At 75.2% G+C, this 16,710-nt stretch carries 12 protein-coding genes; 6 read left to right on the top strand and 6 right to left on the bottom strand.

The genetic code is table 11. The annotated features are described in order from the left end of the window. Positions 1-429 precede the first annotated feature (429 nt). From sbnA to ACI794_RS12745, 6 genes are read left to right on the top strand one after another with little or no spacing between them, the layout of a single operon-like run. Positions 430-1,539 (top strand): 2,3-diaminopropionate biosynthesis protein SbnA, encoded by a 1,110-nt coding sequence (gene sbnA / locus ACI794_RS12770; RefSeq protein WP_456616538.1) that lies wholly within the window; start codon positions 430-432, stop codon positions 1,537-1,539. A gap of 46 nt (positions 1,540-1,585) precedes the next feature. After that, the gene (locus ACI794_RS12765; protein WP_456616537.1) at positions 1,586-4,654 is read left to right on the top strand and encodes a Pls/PosA family non-ribosomal peptide synthetase; all 3,069 of its coding nucleotides are present in this window, start codon (positions 1,586-1,588) and stop codon (positions 4,652-4,654) included. Further along, entirely contained in the window at positions 4,651-7,284 is a 2,634-nt protein-coding gene (locus tag ACI794_RS12760) for an amino acid adenylation domain-containing protein (protein WP_456616536.1), read from the top strand. The genes ACI794_RS12765 and ACI794_RS12760 overlap by 4 nt, the downstream gene beginning before the upstream one ends. A gap of 26 nt (positions 7,285-7,310) precedes the next feature. Next, the gene (locus ACI794_RS12755; RefSeq protein WP_456616535.1) at positions 7,311-8,306 is read left to right on the top strand and encodes a TauD/TfdA family dioxygenase; all 996 of its coding nucleotides are present in this window, start codon (positions 7,311-7,313) and stop codon (positions 8,304-8,306) included. Beyond that, the gene (gene sbnB, locus ACI794_RS12750; protein ID WP_456603271.1) at positions 8,303-9,391 is read left to right on the top strand and encodes a 2,3-diaminopropionate biosynthesis protein SbnB; all 1,089 of its coding nucleotides are present in this window, start codon (positions 8,303-8,305) and stop codon (positions 9,389-9,391) included. The genes ACI794_RS12755 and sbnB overlap by 4 nt, the downstream gene beginning before the upstream one ends. Further along, on the top strand, positions 9,388-10,209 hold the full coding sequence (locus tag ACI794_RS12745; protein WP_456616534.1) for a 4'-phosphopantetheinyl transferase family protein: 822 nt from the start codon (positions 9,388-9,390) through the stop codon (positions 10,207-10,209). Before sbnB ends, ACI794_RS12745 begins: the two co-directional genes overlap by 4 nt. On the opposite strand, the gene ACI794_RS12740 is transcribed toward ACI794_RS12745, so the two are convergent. Genes ACI794_RS12740 through ACI794_RS12715 form a run of 6 tightly spaced genes read right to left on the bottom strand, consistent with a single transcriptional unit; the run spans position 10,161 to position 16,698 of the window. Then, positions 10,161-10,466 (bottom strand): hypothetical protein, encoded by a 306-nt coding sequence (locus tag ACI794_RS12740; RefSeq protein ID WP_456616533.1) that lies wholly within the window; start codon positions 10,464-10,466, stop codon positions 10,161-10,163. The two genes, ACI794_RS12745 and ACI794_RS12740, sit on opposite strands and share 49 nt — an antisense overlap. A gap of 6 nt (positions 10,467-10,472) precedes the next feature. Next, positions 10,473-11,891: an FAD-binding oxidoreductase gene (locus ACI794_RS12735; RefSeq protein ID WP_456603268.1), complete on the bottom strand. Its 1,419-nt coding sequence runs from the start codon at positions 11,889-11,891 to the stop codon at positions 10,473-10,475. Then, positions 11,888-13,384: a malate dehydrogenase (quinone) gene (gene mqo, locus ACI794_RS12730; protein WP_456603267.1), complete on the bottom strand. Its 1,497-nt coding sequence runs from the start codon at positions 13,382-13,384 to the stop codon at positions 11,888-11,890. The genes ACI794_RS12735 and mqo overlap by 4 nt, the downstream gene beginning before the upstream one ends. 11 nt (positions 13,385-13,395) lie before the next feature. Continuing rightward, a complete protein-coding gene (locus ACI794_RS12725) occupies positions 13,396-14,325 on the bottom strand; it encodes an AEC family transporter (protein WP_456582332.1) in 930 nt (309 codons plus the stop codon). Beyond that, on the bottom strand, positions 14,322-15,185 hold the full coding sequence (locus ACI794_RS12720; RefSeq protein WP_456582333.1) for an ATP-grasp domain-containing protein: 864 nt from the start codon (positions 15,183-15,185) through the stop codon (positions 14,322-14,324). The genes ACI794_RS12725 and ACI794_RS12720 overlap by 4 nt, the downstream gene beginning before the upstream one ends. Next, positions 15,178-16,698 carry an aldehyde dehydrogenase (NADP(+)) gene (locus ACI794_RS12715; protein WP_456603266.1) on the bottom strand — a complete coding sequence of 507 codons (1,521 nt, stop codon included), beginning with the start codon at positions 16,696-16,698 and terminating at the stop codon, positions 15,178-15,180. Before ACI794_RS12715 ends, ACI794_RS12720 begins: the two co-directional genes overlap by 8 nt. Between the last annotated feature and the right edge of the window lie 12 nt (positions 16,699-16,710).

Genomic DNA, 16,710 nt, shown 5'->3' with positions numbered 1-16,710 from the left:
TTACGACGTGTGACGGCAGACGCGCCGATTCCGTTCCGGAAAGACGGACCGCGATGAACCGAGCACAGAGAGCACATGCACGCCACGGGCGCGCAAAGCCTTGACACCGTTCGCGGGGCGATGAGAAGTTGCGGCCACTGCGACCGGAACAGGGCAGGTCACCGGCCGGTCGAGCACTGTCGTCCAGACCAGTGGAGGTCTGCCCCGTGCGTGCTGAACCCGCGGGCCAGGACGGTCGTCCTGTGCCCCGCACTCGGTAGCCGCGCCTGCGGGCGCCTCACCCTCCGTCACGCGCTTCTCCTGAACGGCTCGGGCATCCGCGACCGGCCGTGACGCGCTGTGCCAACGGTCGTCCCTCTCGTCGTCGACCGACCCTGCGCTCGTCACCGAGCGCGCGCGGGCTGCTCCCGATCAGCCTTTGGACCAGTGATGAGCTCACCCTTCGTCTCGCGCGCCAACGGGGGCACGCGGCCCTCTGCTCCGGCTCCCGTCGCGCCACGCATCGTCGCCGTTCCCGAAGCCTTCAACACCGAGGATCTCTACGTCGACCTCACGGGGATCATCGGCTCCCCGCTGCACCTGAAATGCGAGGGGTTCAACTTCGCCGGGTCGATCAAGCTCAAGGCGGCCGCCGAGATGGTCGACGCCGCCATCCAGGACGGGGTCCTCACGGAGGACTCGGTGCTCGTCGAGTCGTCGTCGGGCAACCTGGGCGTCGCGCTCAGCATGATCGCCGCAAGCCGGAGCCTGCGCTTCCTGTGCATCACGGACCCACGCTGCAACCTGTCCACCCGCCGGCTGATGGAGGCGCTCGGCAGCCGGGTGCACCTCGTCACCGAGCCGGTGGACGACGGGGGCTTCCTGGGCGCCCGCATCCAGTTCGTGCGGCGGCTCTGCGCGTCCGACCGGCGCTACGTGTGGCTGAACCAGTACGCCAACCCCGGCAACTGGCGCGCGCACTACCGCACCACCGCACCGGCCATCGCCCGGCACTTCCCGAACATCGACGTCCTCTTCGTCGGAGCCGGGACCACCGGCACGCTGATGGGCTGCGCGCGCTACTTCCGGAACCGTGACCGGCAGGTGCGCGTCGTCGCCGTCGACGCCGTCGGCTCGGTGACCTTCGGCGGGCCCGCCGGGCGCCGGATGATCCCGGGACTGGGCACGAGCGTCCGCCCGGACCTGCTCGACGAGAGCTACATCGACGAGGTCGTGCAGGTCGAGGAACGCGACACCGTGCGCGCCTGCTACCGGATGGCCCGGCACGGATTCCTCTTCGGCGGCTCGACCGGCACGGTCGTCAGCGGCGCCGAACGCTGGCTGGCGGAGCACGACGCCCGCGGCCTCACCGCCGTGGCCATCGCGCCCGACCTGGGCGAGCGGTACCTGGACACGCTCTACCAGTCCAACTGGGTGGAGGCCCTCTACGGCCCGGAGGCGCTGGCCGCGTCGACGGACGACCCGCTGTGGTCGGACGGCGCCGGCAGGCCGACCCCGGACACCGCCGGCCGGCCGGCCACGGGCGCGCTGGCGCCGTGAGCACCGGGCCACGGCCGGCCGGCCGGACACCGACGGCGGCGGCCCCGTGACGGCGCAGGCCCTCGCAGCCGCCCCCGTCGGTGCGCTCCCCCCGCGCGGCGGCGATCTCGCGGTCACCGGTGTCGAGGCCGCGTTCTGCGGTCTCCTCAGCGACTGCCTGCACGGCGCGGACGTGACGCCGGAGTCGCACTTCTTCGACGACCTGGGCGCGGACTCGATGGTGATGGCGCAGTTCTGCGCCCGGGTCCGCAAGGATCCCGATCTGCCGCGGGTCTCCATCAAGGACGTCTACCGGCACCCCACCGTCCGGGGCCTCGCCACGGCCGTCGGCGGTCCGGGGATCCCTGCCGCGACCCCGTCGGTGGTCGAGCAGCTGGGGTCGGTGCTGGCCGACGTGCTCGGCCGCGAACGGGTCGACCCGGAGGCCCACTTCTTCGACGACCTGGGCGCGGACTCGATGGTCATGGCGCAGTTCTGCGCCCGCGTCCGCAAGCAGCCCGGCCTGCCGACGGTGTCGATCAAGGCCGTGTACCAGCACGCGACGCTCACCGGGCTGGCGTCGACGTTGGTGAGGATCCCGGCGACGGCCGAGCCGGAGCAGACCCGGCCCGCCCGCGCGGCGGCGGCGGACCCGCGGTCGGGGAACGGAGCGAGCGGTGCGCCGCCGGCGGCGCCCGCCCCGGCCCGCGGGCGCCCTCGCTACGTGCTGTGCGGAGTCCTCCAGGCACTGACGTTCCTGGCGTGGACCTATGCGACCACCGCCCTGGCCCTGCGCGGCTTCGAGTGGGTGGTGGACAGCGGGGACCTGTTCGACTTCTACCGGCGCGCGGTGGTGGTGGGTGCGGCCACGTTCGCCGGTGCGGCCCTGTTCCCGGTGGCGACCAAGTGGATCCTCGTCGGCCGGTGGCGGTCCGAGCACTTCCGGGTGTGGAGCCTGCCCTACCTGCGGTTCTGGGTGGTCAAGACGCTGCTGCGGACCAGTCCGGTGACCCGGCTGCTCGCCGGGTCACCCCTGTACTCGCTGTACCTCCGCGCGCTCGGTGCCCGCGTCGGGCGCGGCACCCTCGTCCTGACCCGGGCCATACCCGTCTGCACGGATCTGCTGACGCTCGGCGAGGGCGCGGTGGTCCGCAAGGACACCTTCCTCTCCTGCTACCGCGTGGTCGACGGGGTCGTCGAGACCGGACCGGTGACGATCGGCCGGGACGCCTACGTCGGCGAGGGCGCGGTGCTCGACATCGGCACGTCGCTCGGGGACGGCGCCACGCTGGCCCACCGGTCGTCGCTGCACGAAGGCCAGTCGGTGCCCCCCGGCCAGACCTGGCACGGGTCCCCCGCCACGCGGACGGACTCCTCCTACCGATCGGCCGAGCCGCGCCGGAGCGGCTCCGCCAGACGGTTCACGTACGGGCTCGGGCAGCTGGTCACCACGGCACTGGTCACCATGCCGCTCGCCGTGGGGGTGCTCGACGCCGCCATCGCCGACCTGCCGGTGCTCGACGTCGACCTCACGCCGGGAACCCCGGCGGACGCCGGCTTCTGGCTGGGCTGCCTGCTGGTCTCCGCCATCGTCTTCACCGGCGGTGCGCTCGGGTCGGCGCTGTTCGTCGTGACCGTTCCGCGCCTGCTGGCGCTGCCCCTGCGGTCGGGCCGGGTCTATCCCCTGTACGGCCTGCACTACTCCCTGCAGCGCACGATCGCGCGCACGACCAACTCGAAGTTCCTGACCGGGCTGCTCGGCGACAGCTCCTACATCGTCGGCTACCTGCGCGCGATCGGGTACCGGATGACACCGGTGCTCCAGACGGGATCGAACTTCGGCACCGGCGTGAAGCACGAGACGCCCTACCTCGTCCGGATCGGCACCGGCACGATGGCCGCCGACGGGCTGTCGATCGTCAACGCCGACTTCTCGAGCACGTCCTTCACGCTGGCGCCGGCGCGGATCGGCGCGCACAGCTTCCTCGGCAACGCCATCACCTACCCGTCCGGCGCCCGGATCGGCGACAACTGCCTGCTGGCGACCAAGGTGCTCGTGCCGGTCGACGGCCCGGTGCGGCAGGACGTGGGGCTGCTCGGCTCCCCCGCGTTCGAGATCCCGCGCTCGGTGGACCGAGACCTCGCCCTGCTCCCGCCACAGGACCAGCTGCCGGCCCTGCTCCGGCGGAAGAACCGCTACAACCTGCGGACCATCCTGCTGTTCCTGCTCGCCCGCTGGTCCAACCTGTTCCTGATCCTCACCGCCACGCTGGTCGCCGCCGCGTACTACCCGCACCTCGGCTCCGCCGTGTTCGTGGCATCCACCCTGCTGGCCCTGCTGCTCACCACCGCCTGGGGGGTGTTCCTCGAGCGCCTCTCGACCCGCTTCCGCCCCCTGCGCCCGCGCACCGTGTCCATCTACGACCCGTACTTCTGGTGGCACGAGCGGTTCTGGAAGATGCACGCGCACCCCGAGATCTTCAACGGCACCCCGCTCAAGGGCCTGATCTGGCGCCTGCTCGGTGTCCGGGGCGCCCGGCGGCTCTTCGACGACGGCTGCGGGATGCCCGAGCGGTCCCTGGTGACGCTCGGCGACGGCTGCACGCTCAACGCCGGCGCCACCGTCCAGGGCCACTCGCAGGAGGACAGCGCCTTCAAGTCCGGTGCCATCACGCTGGGGGCCGGCTGCACGGTCGGCGTCGGCGCATGGGTGCACTACGGCGTCACCATGGGCGAGGGCTCCGCGCTGGCCGCGGACGCGTTCCTGATGAAGGGCGAGGAGGTGCCCGCAGGAGCGATCTGGAGCGGCAACCCGGCGGTCCAGGTCCTCGACCCGCCGGTCGCCGCGCCCGGGGACGGCGTTGCGCACCGCGCGCAGGCCGCGCCGCCGGGGGCGTCCCGTGGTTCCTCGGCCTCCTCGGACTCCCGCGGGCCGGTGATCGTGATCCCCGCCGAGCCCACCCCCCGCCCGGCCGCCGGCGGCCGTCCTCCCGCGACGGGACCCGCCGGGCACCGCGCGGGCGCCGTCGCGGGCGGTGTCGCGGTGGCCGGACTGGTCCCGGCCCTCACGGCGGCGACCGTCGGCCGCGGTCGGCACCGCGCATCCCCAGGCAGTCGATTCCGGAGGTCCCGATGACCACCCTGCACGAACCGGCACGGAGCGACCGGCAGGACCCGGCCGCACGTACCCGGCAGGACCCGGCCGCACGTACCCCGCAGGACCCGGCCGCACGTACCCCGCAGGACCCGGCCGCACGTACCCCGCAGGACGCGGCCGGACGCTACTGGCGTGACGTGCTGCTGGCCGGCGGCACGACGAGCCTGCCGCGCTGGGCGACCCCGACCTCCGCCGGCGTCACCGACGTCGACCTCGAGGTCGACGGGCCCACGACGGCCCGGCTCCGGGAGCTGGCGACCGAGCTCGCCGTGCCGTTGAGCACACTGGTGCTCGCCGCGCACGCCCGCGTCCTCGCCGCCCTGTCGGGGGAGGCGCAGGTGGTCACGTCGTACGTGACCGCGCCGGGGGCCCGCCCGCTGCCGTGCCTGCTCCCGGCCGCCGCGCCGTCGTGGCGCGCTCTCGTGGCCGAGGTGGGCGCCCGCGAGCTGGCCCTCCGGGCCGCCGCCGGACACCCCGTGGACGACGTCCGCGCAGAGCTGGGCACCCCCGGCCCGATCAGCGAGGCGGAGTTCGACCCGGCCGGGCGGCCCGGGCCCCCGTCCCCGGGAGCGGTCATCCGGCTGGAGCTCGAGACCGGGGACGACCGGCTCCTCCTGCGGCTGCGCCACCGCACGGAGGTGCTGGACGCCTCCGCTGCCCACCGCATCGCCGGTTACCACCGCGCGGCGCTGACCGCGCTGACCGTCGACCCGGACGCCGATCCCGGTGCGGCGACGCTGCTGTCCGGCGCCGAGCTCGACCACCAGGTGCACGGCCTCGCCGGCGCCCGCCGGCCGCTCCCCGAGGAGCGACCGCACGAGCTGGTCCGCAGGCAGGTGGCCGAGCGGCCGGACGCGGTCGCCCTCGAACGCGGGGACGCACGCTGGACCTACGCCGAGCTCGCCGCCCGCGCCGACCAGGTCACGGCCGCACTGCTCGACGCCGGGCTCGCGGACGAGGACGTGGTCGCGGTCGTCACCGAGCGCTCGATGGAGTGGGCCGCGGCGGTGCTCGGCGTGCTCCAGGCGGGCGGGGCGTACCTGCCCCTCGAGCCGCACTTCCCCCCGGCCCGGATCGCCTCCGCTCTCGGCCGCGCCGGGGTGCGGCTGGTGCTGACCGAGGACGGCAGCCGCGGCTCGCTCGACACGGCCCTCGCCGACCTGCCCGCCGTCCGCACCCTCGACCTGGGGGCCGTCTGCTCCGGCGATCCCGTCGTGGCCCGGCCGGTGGCCGTGCCGGCGACCGGGCTGGCCTACCTCTACTTCACCTCCGGCTCGACCGGGGAACCCAAGGGCGCGATGTGCGAGCACGCGGGCATGCTCAACCACCTGCTCGCGAAGATCTCCGACCTGGGCCTCGACGAGCACAGCGTCGTGGCGCAGACCGCGCCGCAGTGCTTCGACATCTCCCTCTGGCAGCTGCTCGGGGCCTGGCTGGTCGGCGGCCGCACCGTGCTCGTCCCGCAGGACGTCGTCCTCGACGTCGGCCGCTTCGTCGACACCCTCGTCGAGCGCCGGATCAGCGTGCTGCAGATCGTGCCGTCCTACCTGGAGGTCGTGCTGGCGCACCTGCAGCAGCACCCGCGGGACCTGCCGGACCTGCGGGTGGTCTCGGTGACCGGCGAGGCGGTCAAGCCCGAGCTCGTGCAGCGCTGGTTCGACGTGCTGCCCACCGTGCCGCTGGTGAACGCCTACGGATTGACCGAGACGTCCGACGACACCAACCACGAGGTCCTGCACCGCCCCCCGGACGGCGACCGGGTGCCCCTGGGCCGGCCGGTCCAGAACGTGACCGTCTACGTGCTGGACGACCGCTTGCGGCCCGTCCCGCTCGGCGCGCCCGGGGAGATCGCGTTCTCGGGGGTCTGCGTCGGCCGCGGGTACGTCAACGACCCGGAGCGGACCGCCCGGGCCTTCCTGGCCGACCCGCTCCGACCCGGGCACCGGCTGTACCGCAGCGGCGACCAGGGCCGCTGGCGGCCCGACGGCAAGCTCGAGTACCTGGGCAGGCAGGACCACCAGGTCAAGGTGGCCGGGTTCCGCATCGAGCTCGGGGAGGTCGAGAACGCGCTGCTGCGGCTGCCCGGTGTCCGGGACGCCGCCGTGGTGGTCACCGGGAGCGGGCGCGGCGCCCGGCTGGTCGCCTGCTGGACCGGCGATGCGCCCGCCGGCGCCGACCAGGAGTTCGCCGACCTGCTCGCGGCCACCCTCCCGGCCTACATGGTGCCGACGCTCTTCTGCCGCCGCCCCGAGCTGCCGCTCACGGGCAACGGCAAGGTGGACCGGAAGGCCCTCACGGCGCTCGCCGCGGACCTGCGCTCGGCGGCGCATGCCTCGGCGCCGGCCGGCCCGACGGAGCAGCGCCTGGCCGCCCTGTGGTCGACCGTGCTCGGCGTGCCCGTCGAGCGCATCGGCAGGGAGACCTCGTTCGTCGAGGCCGGCGGCACGTCGCTGTCCGTCGTCCGTCTCGCCGCCGCTCTCGACCGGGCCGTGTCGCTGGGCGACATCGCACGCACCCCCGTCCTCGCCGACCTCGCCGCCCTGCTGGACGAACGCGCGGCGTCGGTCGCTGCCTCCGCCCCCCGGGTCCCCGCCGACCCCGCGCGCTGACCCCTCTCTCCGGAAGGAAGTCCGCCATGTCCGCGATCCCCACGGTGTCCCCCGACCTGCGGCCCGCGCCGGGGGCACTGCCGGTCCTCCGCGTCCCGCCCGACGAGCCGGCGCGGTGGGGCAGCCAGAACCGTGACACCGTCCGGGCGCTGGTGGCCGAGCACGGCGTCCTGCTGGTCCGCGGGCTGGGGATCCGGACGGCGGCGGACGTCGCCCTGCTGGCCGGCCGGCTCGGCTCCGGGCCGATGACCGAGCGCGAGGCCTTCGCCGCGCGCGAGGCGGACGCCGAGGGCGCGTACCCGTCGACGCCGTGGCCGGCGAACCAGCCGATGTGCATGCACCACGAGCTGAGCTACACCTCCGCTCCTCCCGGCCTGCTGCTCTTCGGCTGCCTGACCGCGCCGGAGACCGGCGGCGCCACCGCCGTGGCGGACGCCGCTGCCGTGCTGGCCGACCTGCCGCCGGACCTGCGGGCGCGCGCCGAGCGGTACGGCTGGGTGCTCGAGCGCACGTACAACGAGGAGATCGGCGCGTCCTGGGCCGACGCGTTCGGCACCGACGACCCGGCCGGGGTGGACGCCTACTGCCGGTCGGCCGGGATCGAGGCCGACTGGCGCCCCGACGGCACGCTGCGCACGCGGCAGCACCGTCCCGCCGTCGTGACCCACCCGGTCGGCGGCCGGCGCTGCTGGTTCAACCAGATGGCCTTCCTCAGCGAGTGGACGCTGCTGCCGGAGGTGCGCGACTTCCTCGTCGACGAGTACGGTCCCGACGGCCTGCCGTTCACCACCCGGTTCGGGGACGGCAGCCCGGTGGGGCCGGACGAGGTGGCCGCGATCAACGAGGTCTACGACTCGCACACGCGCCGGGAACCGTGGCAGGCGGGTGACCTGCTGCTGGTCGACAACGTGCGCACGGCGCACGGCCGTGAACCCTTCACCGGCCCGCGGGAGGTGGTCGTCGCGCTGACCGACCCGGTCCGCGTCGACGCCGCCGGCACCACCGAGGGCGGTGCGCGATGACCGACGTCCGCAGCGCGCCGTCGCCCCTGCCGTCGTCGGCCGAGCTGCCGGGACCGGGGCCGGCCGCGCCGCCGCCCTTCGCGATCGTGCCCGGCGCCCAGGTCGCCTCCGTGCTGCGCGGCAGGGAGCGGGAGGTGGTCGCGCTGGTCGAGGAGACCTACCGGCTGCACGGGGACGGTGCCACCGTGAACCCGCCGTCGTACTTCCTGCGTTTCCCGGACCGGCCGACGTCACGGATCATCGCCCTGCCCGCGTCCCTCGGGGGCGACGCGCCCGTCGACGGCCTGAAGTGGATCTCCAGCTTCCCCGGGAACGTGGCCTCGGGGCTGCCCCGGGCCTCCGCGGTGCTGATCCTCAACGACCCGGCCACCGGCTACCCGTACGCCTGCATGGAGTCCTCCATCATCAGCGCGGCGCGCACCGCGGCCTCGGCCGCGGCGGCCGCCGAGCGGCTCAGCCGGGGCCGGCCGCGGCCCCTGCGCGCCGGGTTCGTCGGCGCCGGGCTGATCGCCCGCTACGTGCACACCTACCTGGCCGCCACGGGGTGGGCCTTCGAGGAGATTGGGGTCCACGACCTGGACCGGGGCAGCGCTGAGGGGTTCCGCGGCTACCTGGAGCGCTCCGGCTCACCCGGCCACGTCACCGTCCACGACGACCTCGAGTCGGTCGTCCGGGACAGCGACCTGCTCGTGTTCGCCACCGTCGCGGGCGCTCCGTACGTGCACGACCCGGCGTGGTTCGGGCACGCACCGGTGGTGCTCCACGTGTCCCTGCGCGACCTCGCCCCCGCGGTGCTGCTCGAGGCCACCAACGTCGTCGACGACGTCGAGCACTGCCTGAAGGCGCAGACCTCCCCGCACCTGACCGAGCAGCTGACCGGCAGCAGGGACTTCCTCCTCGGGACGCTGGCCGACGTCCTCGAGGAGCGGATCGCGGTGCCCCCCGACCGGACCGTCGTCTTCTCGCCGTTCGGCCTCGGCGTGCTCGACCTGGCGGTCGGCCGGTTCGTCCACGACGCCGTGCGGGACAGCGGCGACCTGCGGGTCGTGGACGACTTCTTCACCGAGCTGAAGAGGCACGGGTGAGCGCAGCGGCGGCACGGACCGCCGTCCGGCCGGCCCTCGGCGCGCTGCCCCCGCTGGCACCGGGGAGCTGCCAGGTGTGGTGGGTCCGCGCCGGCGAGGTCCGCCCCGAGCACGACGAGCTGCTGGACGACGACGACGTCGCCCGGCGCGCGCGGTTGCACCGTCCCGCGGACCGGCAGCGGACGACGGCGGCGTGGGCGGTCGCCCGCCTGGTGCTGGGCGGGCTCGCCGGCCGGTCGCCCGGGTCGCTCCGGGTCGACCGCACCTGCCGCGCGTGCGGAGCCCAGCACGGCAAGCCGCGCCTGCTCGGCGGCACGGGTCTGCACGTGTCGGTGTCCCACGCCGGGGACCGGGCGGTCGTCGCGGTGAGCCGGGACGCCCACGTCGGGGTGGACGTCGAGCAGGTCGGCCCGTGGGCGGAGGCCGACCTGGCCGATGTGGCCCGGTTCGTCCTCGCGCCGGAGGAGCGGGCGGTGCTCGCCCGGCATCGGGCCGGGACCCGCGCCGAGGTGTTCACGGCCTACTGGACCCGCAAGGAGGCCGCGGTCAAGGCGACCGGCGCCGGGCTCTCGTCACCGCTGGAGGACATCGTCGTCTCCTCCCCCGCGTCACCTCCGCGGGTGCTGCGCTGGGGTGCGGCGGACGGGGACGTGCCGGCACCTTCGCTCGCGGCGCTCGCCTCGCCAGCCGGCTTCGTCGGCACCGTGGCGGTCCTCGGCCCCACCGCCCCGCGGGTGGTGGAGCACGACGCCGGGCCGCTGCTGCGCCGCTACAGCGACCGGCGGCCGTCCTCGGTCACCGCCCGCAGGCACCGGTAGCCGTAGCCGTAGCCGTAGCCGTAGCCGTAGCCGTCGAGCGTGAGCTGGGCTCGATCCGCCCGCGGCGTAGGTGTTCGCCGGGGCGACGGAGGGTCGTGCACGTCGAGGTCGACGTGGAGGGCGTCCACGCGCGCGGCCACGGCCTCGGCGACGGCTCCGGGATCCAGGGCCTGCTCGGGCGGGAGCCAGGTGAGCCCGGAGCCGTGCAGGACGGCGCGCTGGGCCTCGTCAGGCCCCGGGCCCCCGACGAGCAGCACGTCCGGTCAGCCGGGCAGCACCTTGCCGGGGTTCATCAGGCCGCCGGGGTCGAGCAGCTGCTTGATGCCCCGCATCAGGTCCAGCTCGAGGGCGTCCTTGTAGTCGGCGATGACGTCGCGCTTGGACTGCCCCAGCCCGTGCTCGGCGCTGATGCTGCCGCCGAAGGCGCTCGTCGAGTCGTAGACGACGCGGGCGAGCTCGTCGGCCCGCCGCCGGAAGGCGTCGTCGTCGGCGTCCACCGGCTTGCTCAGGTTGTAGTGCAGGTTGCCGTCGCCGACGTGCCCGTAGGTGACGATCCGGATCCCCGGCACCGCGGCGCGCAGCGCCCGGTCGGTCCGCTCGACGAACGCCGGGATGCTGCTCACCGGGACCGTCACGTCGTGCTTGAGGCTCGGGCCCTCGAAGTTCTGGGCCTCGGAGATCCCCTCGCGCAGCCCCCACAGCGCGGCGGCCTGCGCCGAACCGGAGGCCACGACCGCGTCCTCCGCGACGTCCCGCTCGAACGCCCCACCGAGGGCGGACTCGAGCAACCCGTCCAGGCCGGCGTCGGGCAGCGTGTCGCCGAGCTCCACGAGCACGTACCAGGGGTGGACGGCCCCGAAGAGGTCGCGCGCGCCCGGGCCGTGCCGCAGCACGAACTCCACGCTCTGGCGGGACATGATCTCGAAGCCGGTGAGCCGGTCGCCGCACAGGGCGCGCACGATGCCGAACAGGTCCACGGCCGCCCGGACCGACCCCACGGCCACCCACGCCGTCGCCCGGCTGCGGACGGCCGGGAAGAGCTTCAGCACCGCCGCCGTCACCAGGCCGAGCGTGCCCTCGGCCCCGATGAACACCTGCTTGAGGTCGTAGCCGGTGTTGTCCTTGCGCAGCCCGCGCAGACCGTTCCAGACCCGGCCGTCGGGCAGGACCACCTCCAGCCCGAGCGTGAGGTCGCGCATCGTCCCGTACCGCAGCACCGCGGTGCCCCCGGCGTTCGTGGACAGGTTGCCGCCGATGGTGCAGCTTCCCTCCGAGCCCAGGGAGAGCGGGAAGAGGCAGCCCACGGCGGCGGCCGCCTCCTGCACCGCCTGCAGCACCACGCCGGCCTCCACGGTGATCGTCTGGTCGACCGGGTCGACGGCGCGCACGCGACGCAGGCGGTCCAGCGAGACCACCACCTGACGGCCGGACGCGTCGGGCACGGCTCCCCCGCACAGCCCGGTGTTGCCGCCCTGGGGGACGACGGCCGCGCCCTCCGCCGCGCAGACCCGCACGACCGCGGCCACCTCCTCGGTGCTCGCCGGCCGGACCACGGCCGCCGCGCGGCCCGAGTACGCGCCGCGCCAGTCGCCGAGGTACCCGGCCAGCTGTCCCGGATCGGTGACCAGCCCGGCGTCCCCCACCGCCGCGCGGAGCCGTTCGAGGAGCGCGGAGGCGGTCATGCGGGGGCCTCCCCCGGCTGGTCGGTGGCCGGGTCGAGGCCGAGGACCCGGCGGGCGGCGGACGCCCGTGCGTGCAGCTCCGCCGGATGCGGGCGGCCCGGGCCGGCCGGGGCGATCTCCTGCAGCCGCGGGGCCCACTGCGCCATGCGGCCCGGGAAGCTCGCCGCCAGCACGTCGACCATCGTCGCGGCCGCCGTCGAGGCCCCCGGGGACGCCCCGAGCAGGGCGGCGAGCGATCCCCCGGCCGAGGTGACGACCTCGGTGCCGAAACCGACCACGGCGCCGCGCCCGCCGGACATCTTCAGCACCTGCACCCGCTGCCCGGCCGGGACCAGCTCCCAGTCCCCGGCCTCGGCGGAGGGGACGAACACCCGCAGGGCGTCGAGCCGGGCACGGGGGGTCTGGGCGAGCTGCCGGACCAGGTAGGCCATGAGCGACCGGTTGTCCCGGGCCGACGCGGCGAGCACCGGGAGGTTGCCCGGCCGGACGGAGCGGAGCAGGTCCGTGCGCCGCCCGGTCCGGAGGAATCGCGGGGAGAACGCCGCGAACGGGCCGAAGAGCAGGTGCTCGGCGCCGTCCACCGTGCGGTGGTCCAGGTGCGGAACGGAGATGGTCGGCGCCCCCGGAGCGGCGTGCCCGTAGACCTTGGCCCGGTGGGCGGTCACCAGGTCCGGGCGCGCGGTGCGCAGGAACAGCCCGCTGATCGGGAAGGCGCCGTAGCGGCGCACCTCCGGGACCCGCGCCCGCTGCAGCAGCGGCAGCGTCCCGCCGCCGGCGCCGACGAAGACGTAGGGCGCCCGGAGCCGGCTCTCCGCCCGGGTGGCCGTCTCCCGCACGCCCACCGACCATGTGCCGCCCGTCCGCTCCAGCGCGGTCACCTCGGTCCCCAGCCGCACCGACGCCCCCCGCGACCGTGCCGCGGCGAGGAGTTGCCGGGTCAGCACGCCGAAGTCGACGTCGGTGCCCTGCGACGAGCGCGTGAGGGCGACGGGCCCGTCGTCGGGCCGGTCGGCGAACACCAGCGGCAGCCAGCGGGCGAGCACGGCGGGGTCGTCGCTGAACAGCGTCCCGGCGAACAGCGGGTGGTCGCGCAACGCCTGCCACCGGCCGCGCAGGTGCGCGACGCCGTCCGCCCCCCGGCCGAAGCCCAGGTGCGGCACCGGGCGGACGAAATCCTTCGCCGGACCGATCCGGCCGCTCGACACCAGGTGCGCCCACAGCACCAGGGAGGCGGCGAACTGCTCGCCGATCTCCACGGCGCGGGAGACGTCGACCGACCCGTCGGCCCGACGGGGGGTGTAGTTGAACTCGCAGAGCCCGGCATGGCCCGTGCCGGCGTTGTTCCAGGCGCTCGAGCTCTCCAGCCCCGCGTCGTCCAACCGCTCGACCACGGCGATCCGCCACCCCGGCTCCAGCTCGCCGAGCAGCGTGGCCAGCGTCGCACTCATGACGCCGCCACCGATGAGCACGGCGTCGAACTCCTCGGTCTCCACGGGAACTCCTTTCATGCCAGCAGCACCGCGATGCCGACGAGGACGGGGACCGACAGCACGGTGCTGAGCAGGATGACGTCCCGCGCCAGCACCGTGCCCCGGTCGTAGGAGGCGGCGTAGACGAAGACGTTCTGCGCGGTGGGCAGCGCGGAGGTGACGGTGACCGCGAGCAGGGCGGTGCCGTCGAGCCCGGCGACCCAGCGGCCGAGCGCGTACGCGACGGCGGGCATCACCAGGTTCTTCAGGACGACGGCCAGCCACACCTGTCCCGCCAGCGCCCCGGCCGCCGGCCGGGGCGCACCGTGCAGGGTCATCCCGTAGGCCAGCAGCGCGGCCGGCACCGCCAGCGCCGCGATGAGCTCGACCGGCTCGAGGACCACCCCGGGCAGGTCCAGCCCGCTGGCCGCCAGCAGCAGGCCGAGCGCGCACCCGATGACGACCGGGGTCCTCAGCGGCGCGAGGACCAACTGCCGCCACGTCGGAGCCTGCTCCCTGCCGGCCCGTGAGCCGGCCAGCACGGCGAGCCCCACGGGCGCCATGACCAGCACCTGGAAGAGCAGGACCGGAGCCACGTAGGAGGCGTTGCCCACGACGTACACCGCCACGGGGATCCCCAGGTTCCCGGCGTTGACGTAGGACGAGGACAGTGCACCGGTGGCGAGGTGCGCCGGAGCGAGGCGCCACCGCCACCACGCCAGGCCGGCGTACAGCAACGCGATCACGACGGCGCTGCCAGCGGTGGCGACCAACGCCAGCGAGGCCACCGTGGCGGTGTCGGCGCGGCCCAGGGTGAGGAAGAGCAACGCCGGCGTGGCGACGAAGAACGACAGCCGGGAGAGGATGCCGGGCGCGTCCGCACCGAGGACGCCGTACCGCCCCACCGCCCAGCCCACGGCGATCACCGCGGCCAGGGCCGCGAAGCCGCCCAGCACCCCGCTCACCGGCTGAGTTCCGCCTCCACCGCGCGCGCGAGGGTCGCGGCGGCCTCCGGCGCCTGGGGCAGGAAGAGGCTCGGCTCGGTGAGCTCCAGCTCCAGGAGCACCGGCCTCCCCGCGTCGTCGGCGACCAGGTCGATCCGGGCGTAGAGCGGCGTCGCCGCGCCGGGCACCAGGTCGCCGATCGCGTCGGACACCGACTGCGCCACCGACCGCTGGGCGGCCGTGGGCGTCACCGGCCGGAGGTCGCCGCGGCTGTCCCGGTCCTGCCGGACGCCCTCGCCGGGCTTCAGCAGGGCGCCCTTGCGCACGGCGTGGGAGAACCGGCCGCCGAGGAACAGCATCGCCGTCTCGCCCCGCTCGTCCACGCTGGGGAGGTAGGGCTGGAGCATCGCCGTGCGCCCGGCCGCGGTCAGCTCGGCGGCGTGCGCCAGCGCCGCCGACCGGTCGCCCCACCGGGCGGTGTCGCGGGACCCCGCGGAGACCGACGGCTTGACCACCCACTCGCGCGCCTCGGGCAGGTCACCGGGACCGGCCGGGTCCCACACCGTCGGCACGACGGGCACCCCGGCCGCCTCCAGGTCGCGCAGGTACACCTTGTCGGTGTTCCAGCGCAGCAGGGCGGCGTCGTTGCGGAGCCGGGGCACCGTGGCCGCCCAGCGCAGGAACTCCTCCCGACGCCAGGCGTAGTCCCAGCACGACCGGACGACGGCGAGGTCGGCGCCGCCCCAGTCCGCGTCGGCGTCGTCCCAGCGGAGGAGGTCCACCTGGTACCCGGCGTCCGCCAACGCCGCGGCGGCGAGCGGCAGGTCCGGGTCCACCCGCAGCCCCCGCTCGGAGGAGACCAGCGCGACCCGTTCAGCCACGGGGCAGCTGCAGCGTCCCGTCGACCCGTCGCGGGATGCGGTCGTAGCCGTCGGTCAGCTCCTCGGGCAGGACCTCCGCCGGGGCCCCCTGCCACGTCACCGGGCGCAGGAAGCGGCGGATCGCCGAGGTCCCCACCGAGGTGTGCTGCGAGTTCGTCGACGGCCACGGCCCACCGTGGTGCTGCGCCCAGGAGACGGCGACCCCGGTCGGGTAGGCGTCGTAGACGATGCGGCCGGCCCGGGTGCGCAACTGCTGGGACACCGCCAGCGGCAGGTCGGTCTCGCCCTCGCCGCGCAGCACCGTGGCCGTGAGCGAGGACGGCAGGGCGTCGAACGCGGCGAAGAGCTCGTCCTCGCCGTCGTAGCGGGCCACCACGCTGACCGGGCCGAAGCACTCCTCGGTGACCTCGGCCGGCAGCTCGCGCGCCGACGTGGTGAGCAGCCGCGGGGTCGCCGCGAACCCCGCACCCGACGGCTGCTCCCCGCGGGCGACCTCCTCGACGCCCGGTGCGGCCGCCAGGCCGTCGGAGATGCGGCCGTAGGAGGCGGCGATGCCCTCGTTGAGCAGCACGGGCGCGGCCGCGGCCCGCACCGCCTCGGCCATCGCCCCGACCACGCGGTCGCCCTCGGGGCCGGAGGGCACGAAGGCCAGGCCCGGCTTGGTGCAGAACTGACCACCGCCCAGGGTCACGGAGCCGACCAGCTCGCGGCCGATCGTCTCGCCGCGCTCACCGGCGGCCTGCGGGGTGACGACCAGCGGGTTGAGGCTGGACAGCTCCCCGAAGAAGGGGACGGGGTCGGGACGCCGCTCGATGATCTCCAGCAGCGCGCGCCCGCCGTTGACCGATCCGGTGAAGCCGACGGCGCGGATCGCGGGGTGGGCGACGAGGTCGGCGCCGGCCTGCAGCCCGTGCACGATGCCGAGGGTGCCGTCGGGGGCACCGGCCTCGGCCGCGGCCTCGGCCAGCACCTCGAACACCAGCTGCGACGTCGCCGGGTGGGAGCCGTGCGCCTTGACCACCACGGGGCAGCCCGCGGCCAGCGCCGACGCGGTGTCGCCGCCGGGCACGGAGAAGGCGAGCGGGAAGTTGCTGGCGCCGAAGACGGCGACCGGGCCGATCGGGACGAGCATCCGTCGCAGGTCCGGCCGCGGGCCCATCGGGCTGTCGCCGGCGTGGTCGATGGCGGCCTCCAGGTAGCTGCCCTCCTCCAGCACCTCCGCGAACAGCCGCAGCTGGTAGCAGGTCCGGGTGAGCTCACCGTTCAGCCGGGTCGTCCCGAGGGCGGTCTCGCGGTCGGCGACGGCGACGACGTCCTCCCGCCGGGCCTCCAGCGCGCCGGCCAGGTCGCGCAGCAGGGCGGCGCGGCCGGCCCGGCCGAGGTCGTCCAGCGCGGGCGCGGCGGCCAGCGCCGCCGCGCAGAGGCGGTCCACCTCGGCCGAGGTGGTCTCCTGCGCGACCACCTCGACGGCCTCGCCGGTGCGGGGGTCGGTGCTGACGACGTCAGCGGGCATGGGTTCCTCCTG

This window comes from Blastococcus sp. SYSU DS0541, from assembly GCF_054050875.1.
This window is presented reverse-complemented; position numbering and strand designations above follow the sequence as displayed.

Coding starts and splice junctions, on each gene's coding strand:
- sbnA (WP_456616538.1), top strand. CDS start 430: ATGAGCTCACCCTTCGTCTCGCGCGCCAACGGGGGCACGCGGCCCTCT.
- ACI794_RS12735 (WP_456603268.1), bottom strand. CDS start 11,891: ATGACCGCCTCCGCGCTCCTCGAACGGCTCCGCGCGGCGGTGGGGGAC.
- sbnB (WP_456603271.1), top strand. CDS start 8,303: ATGACCGACGTCCGCAGCGCGCCGTCGCCCCTGCCGTCGTCGGCCGAG.
- ACI794_RS12755 (WP_456616535.1), top strand. CDS start 7,311: ATGTCCGCGATCCCCACGGTGTCCCCCGACCTGCGGCCCGCGCCGGGG.
- ACI794_RS12715 (WP_456603266.1), bottom strand. CDS start 16,698: ATGCCCGCTGACGTCGTCAGCACCGACCCCCGCACCGGCGAGGCCGTC.
- ACI794_RS12760 (WP_456616536.1), top strand. CDS start 4,651: ATGACCACCCTGCACGAACCGGCACGGAGCGACCGGCAGGACCCGGCC.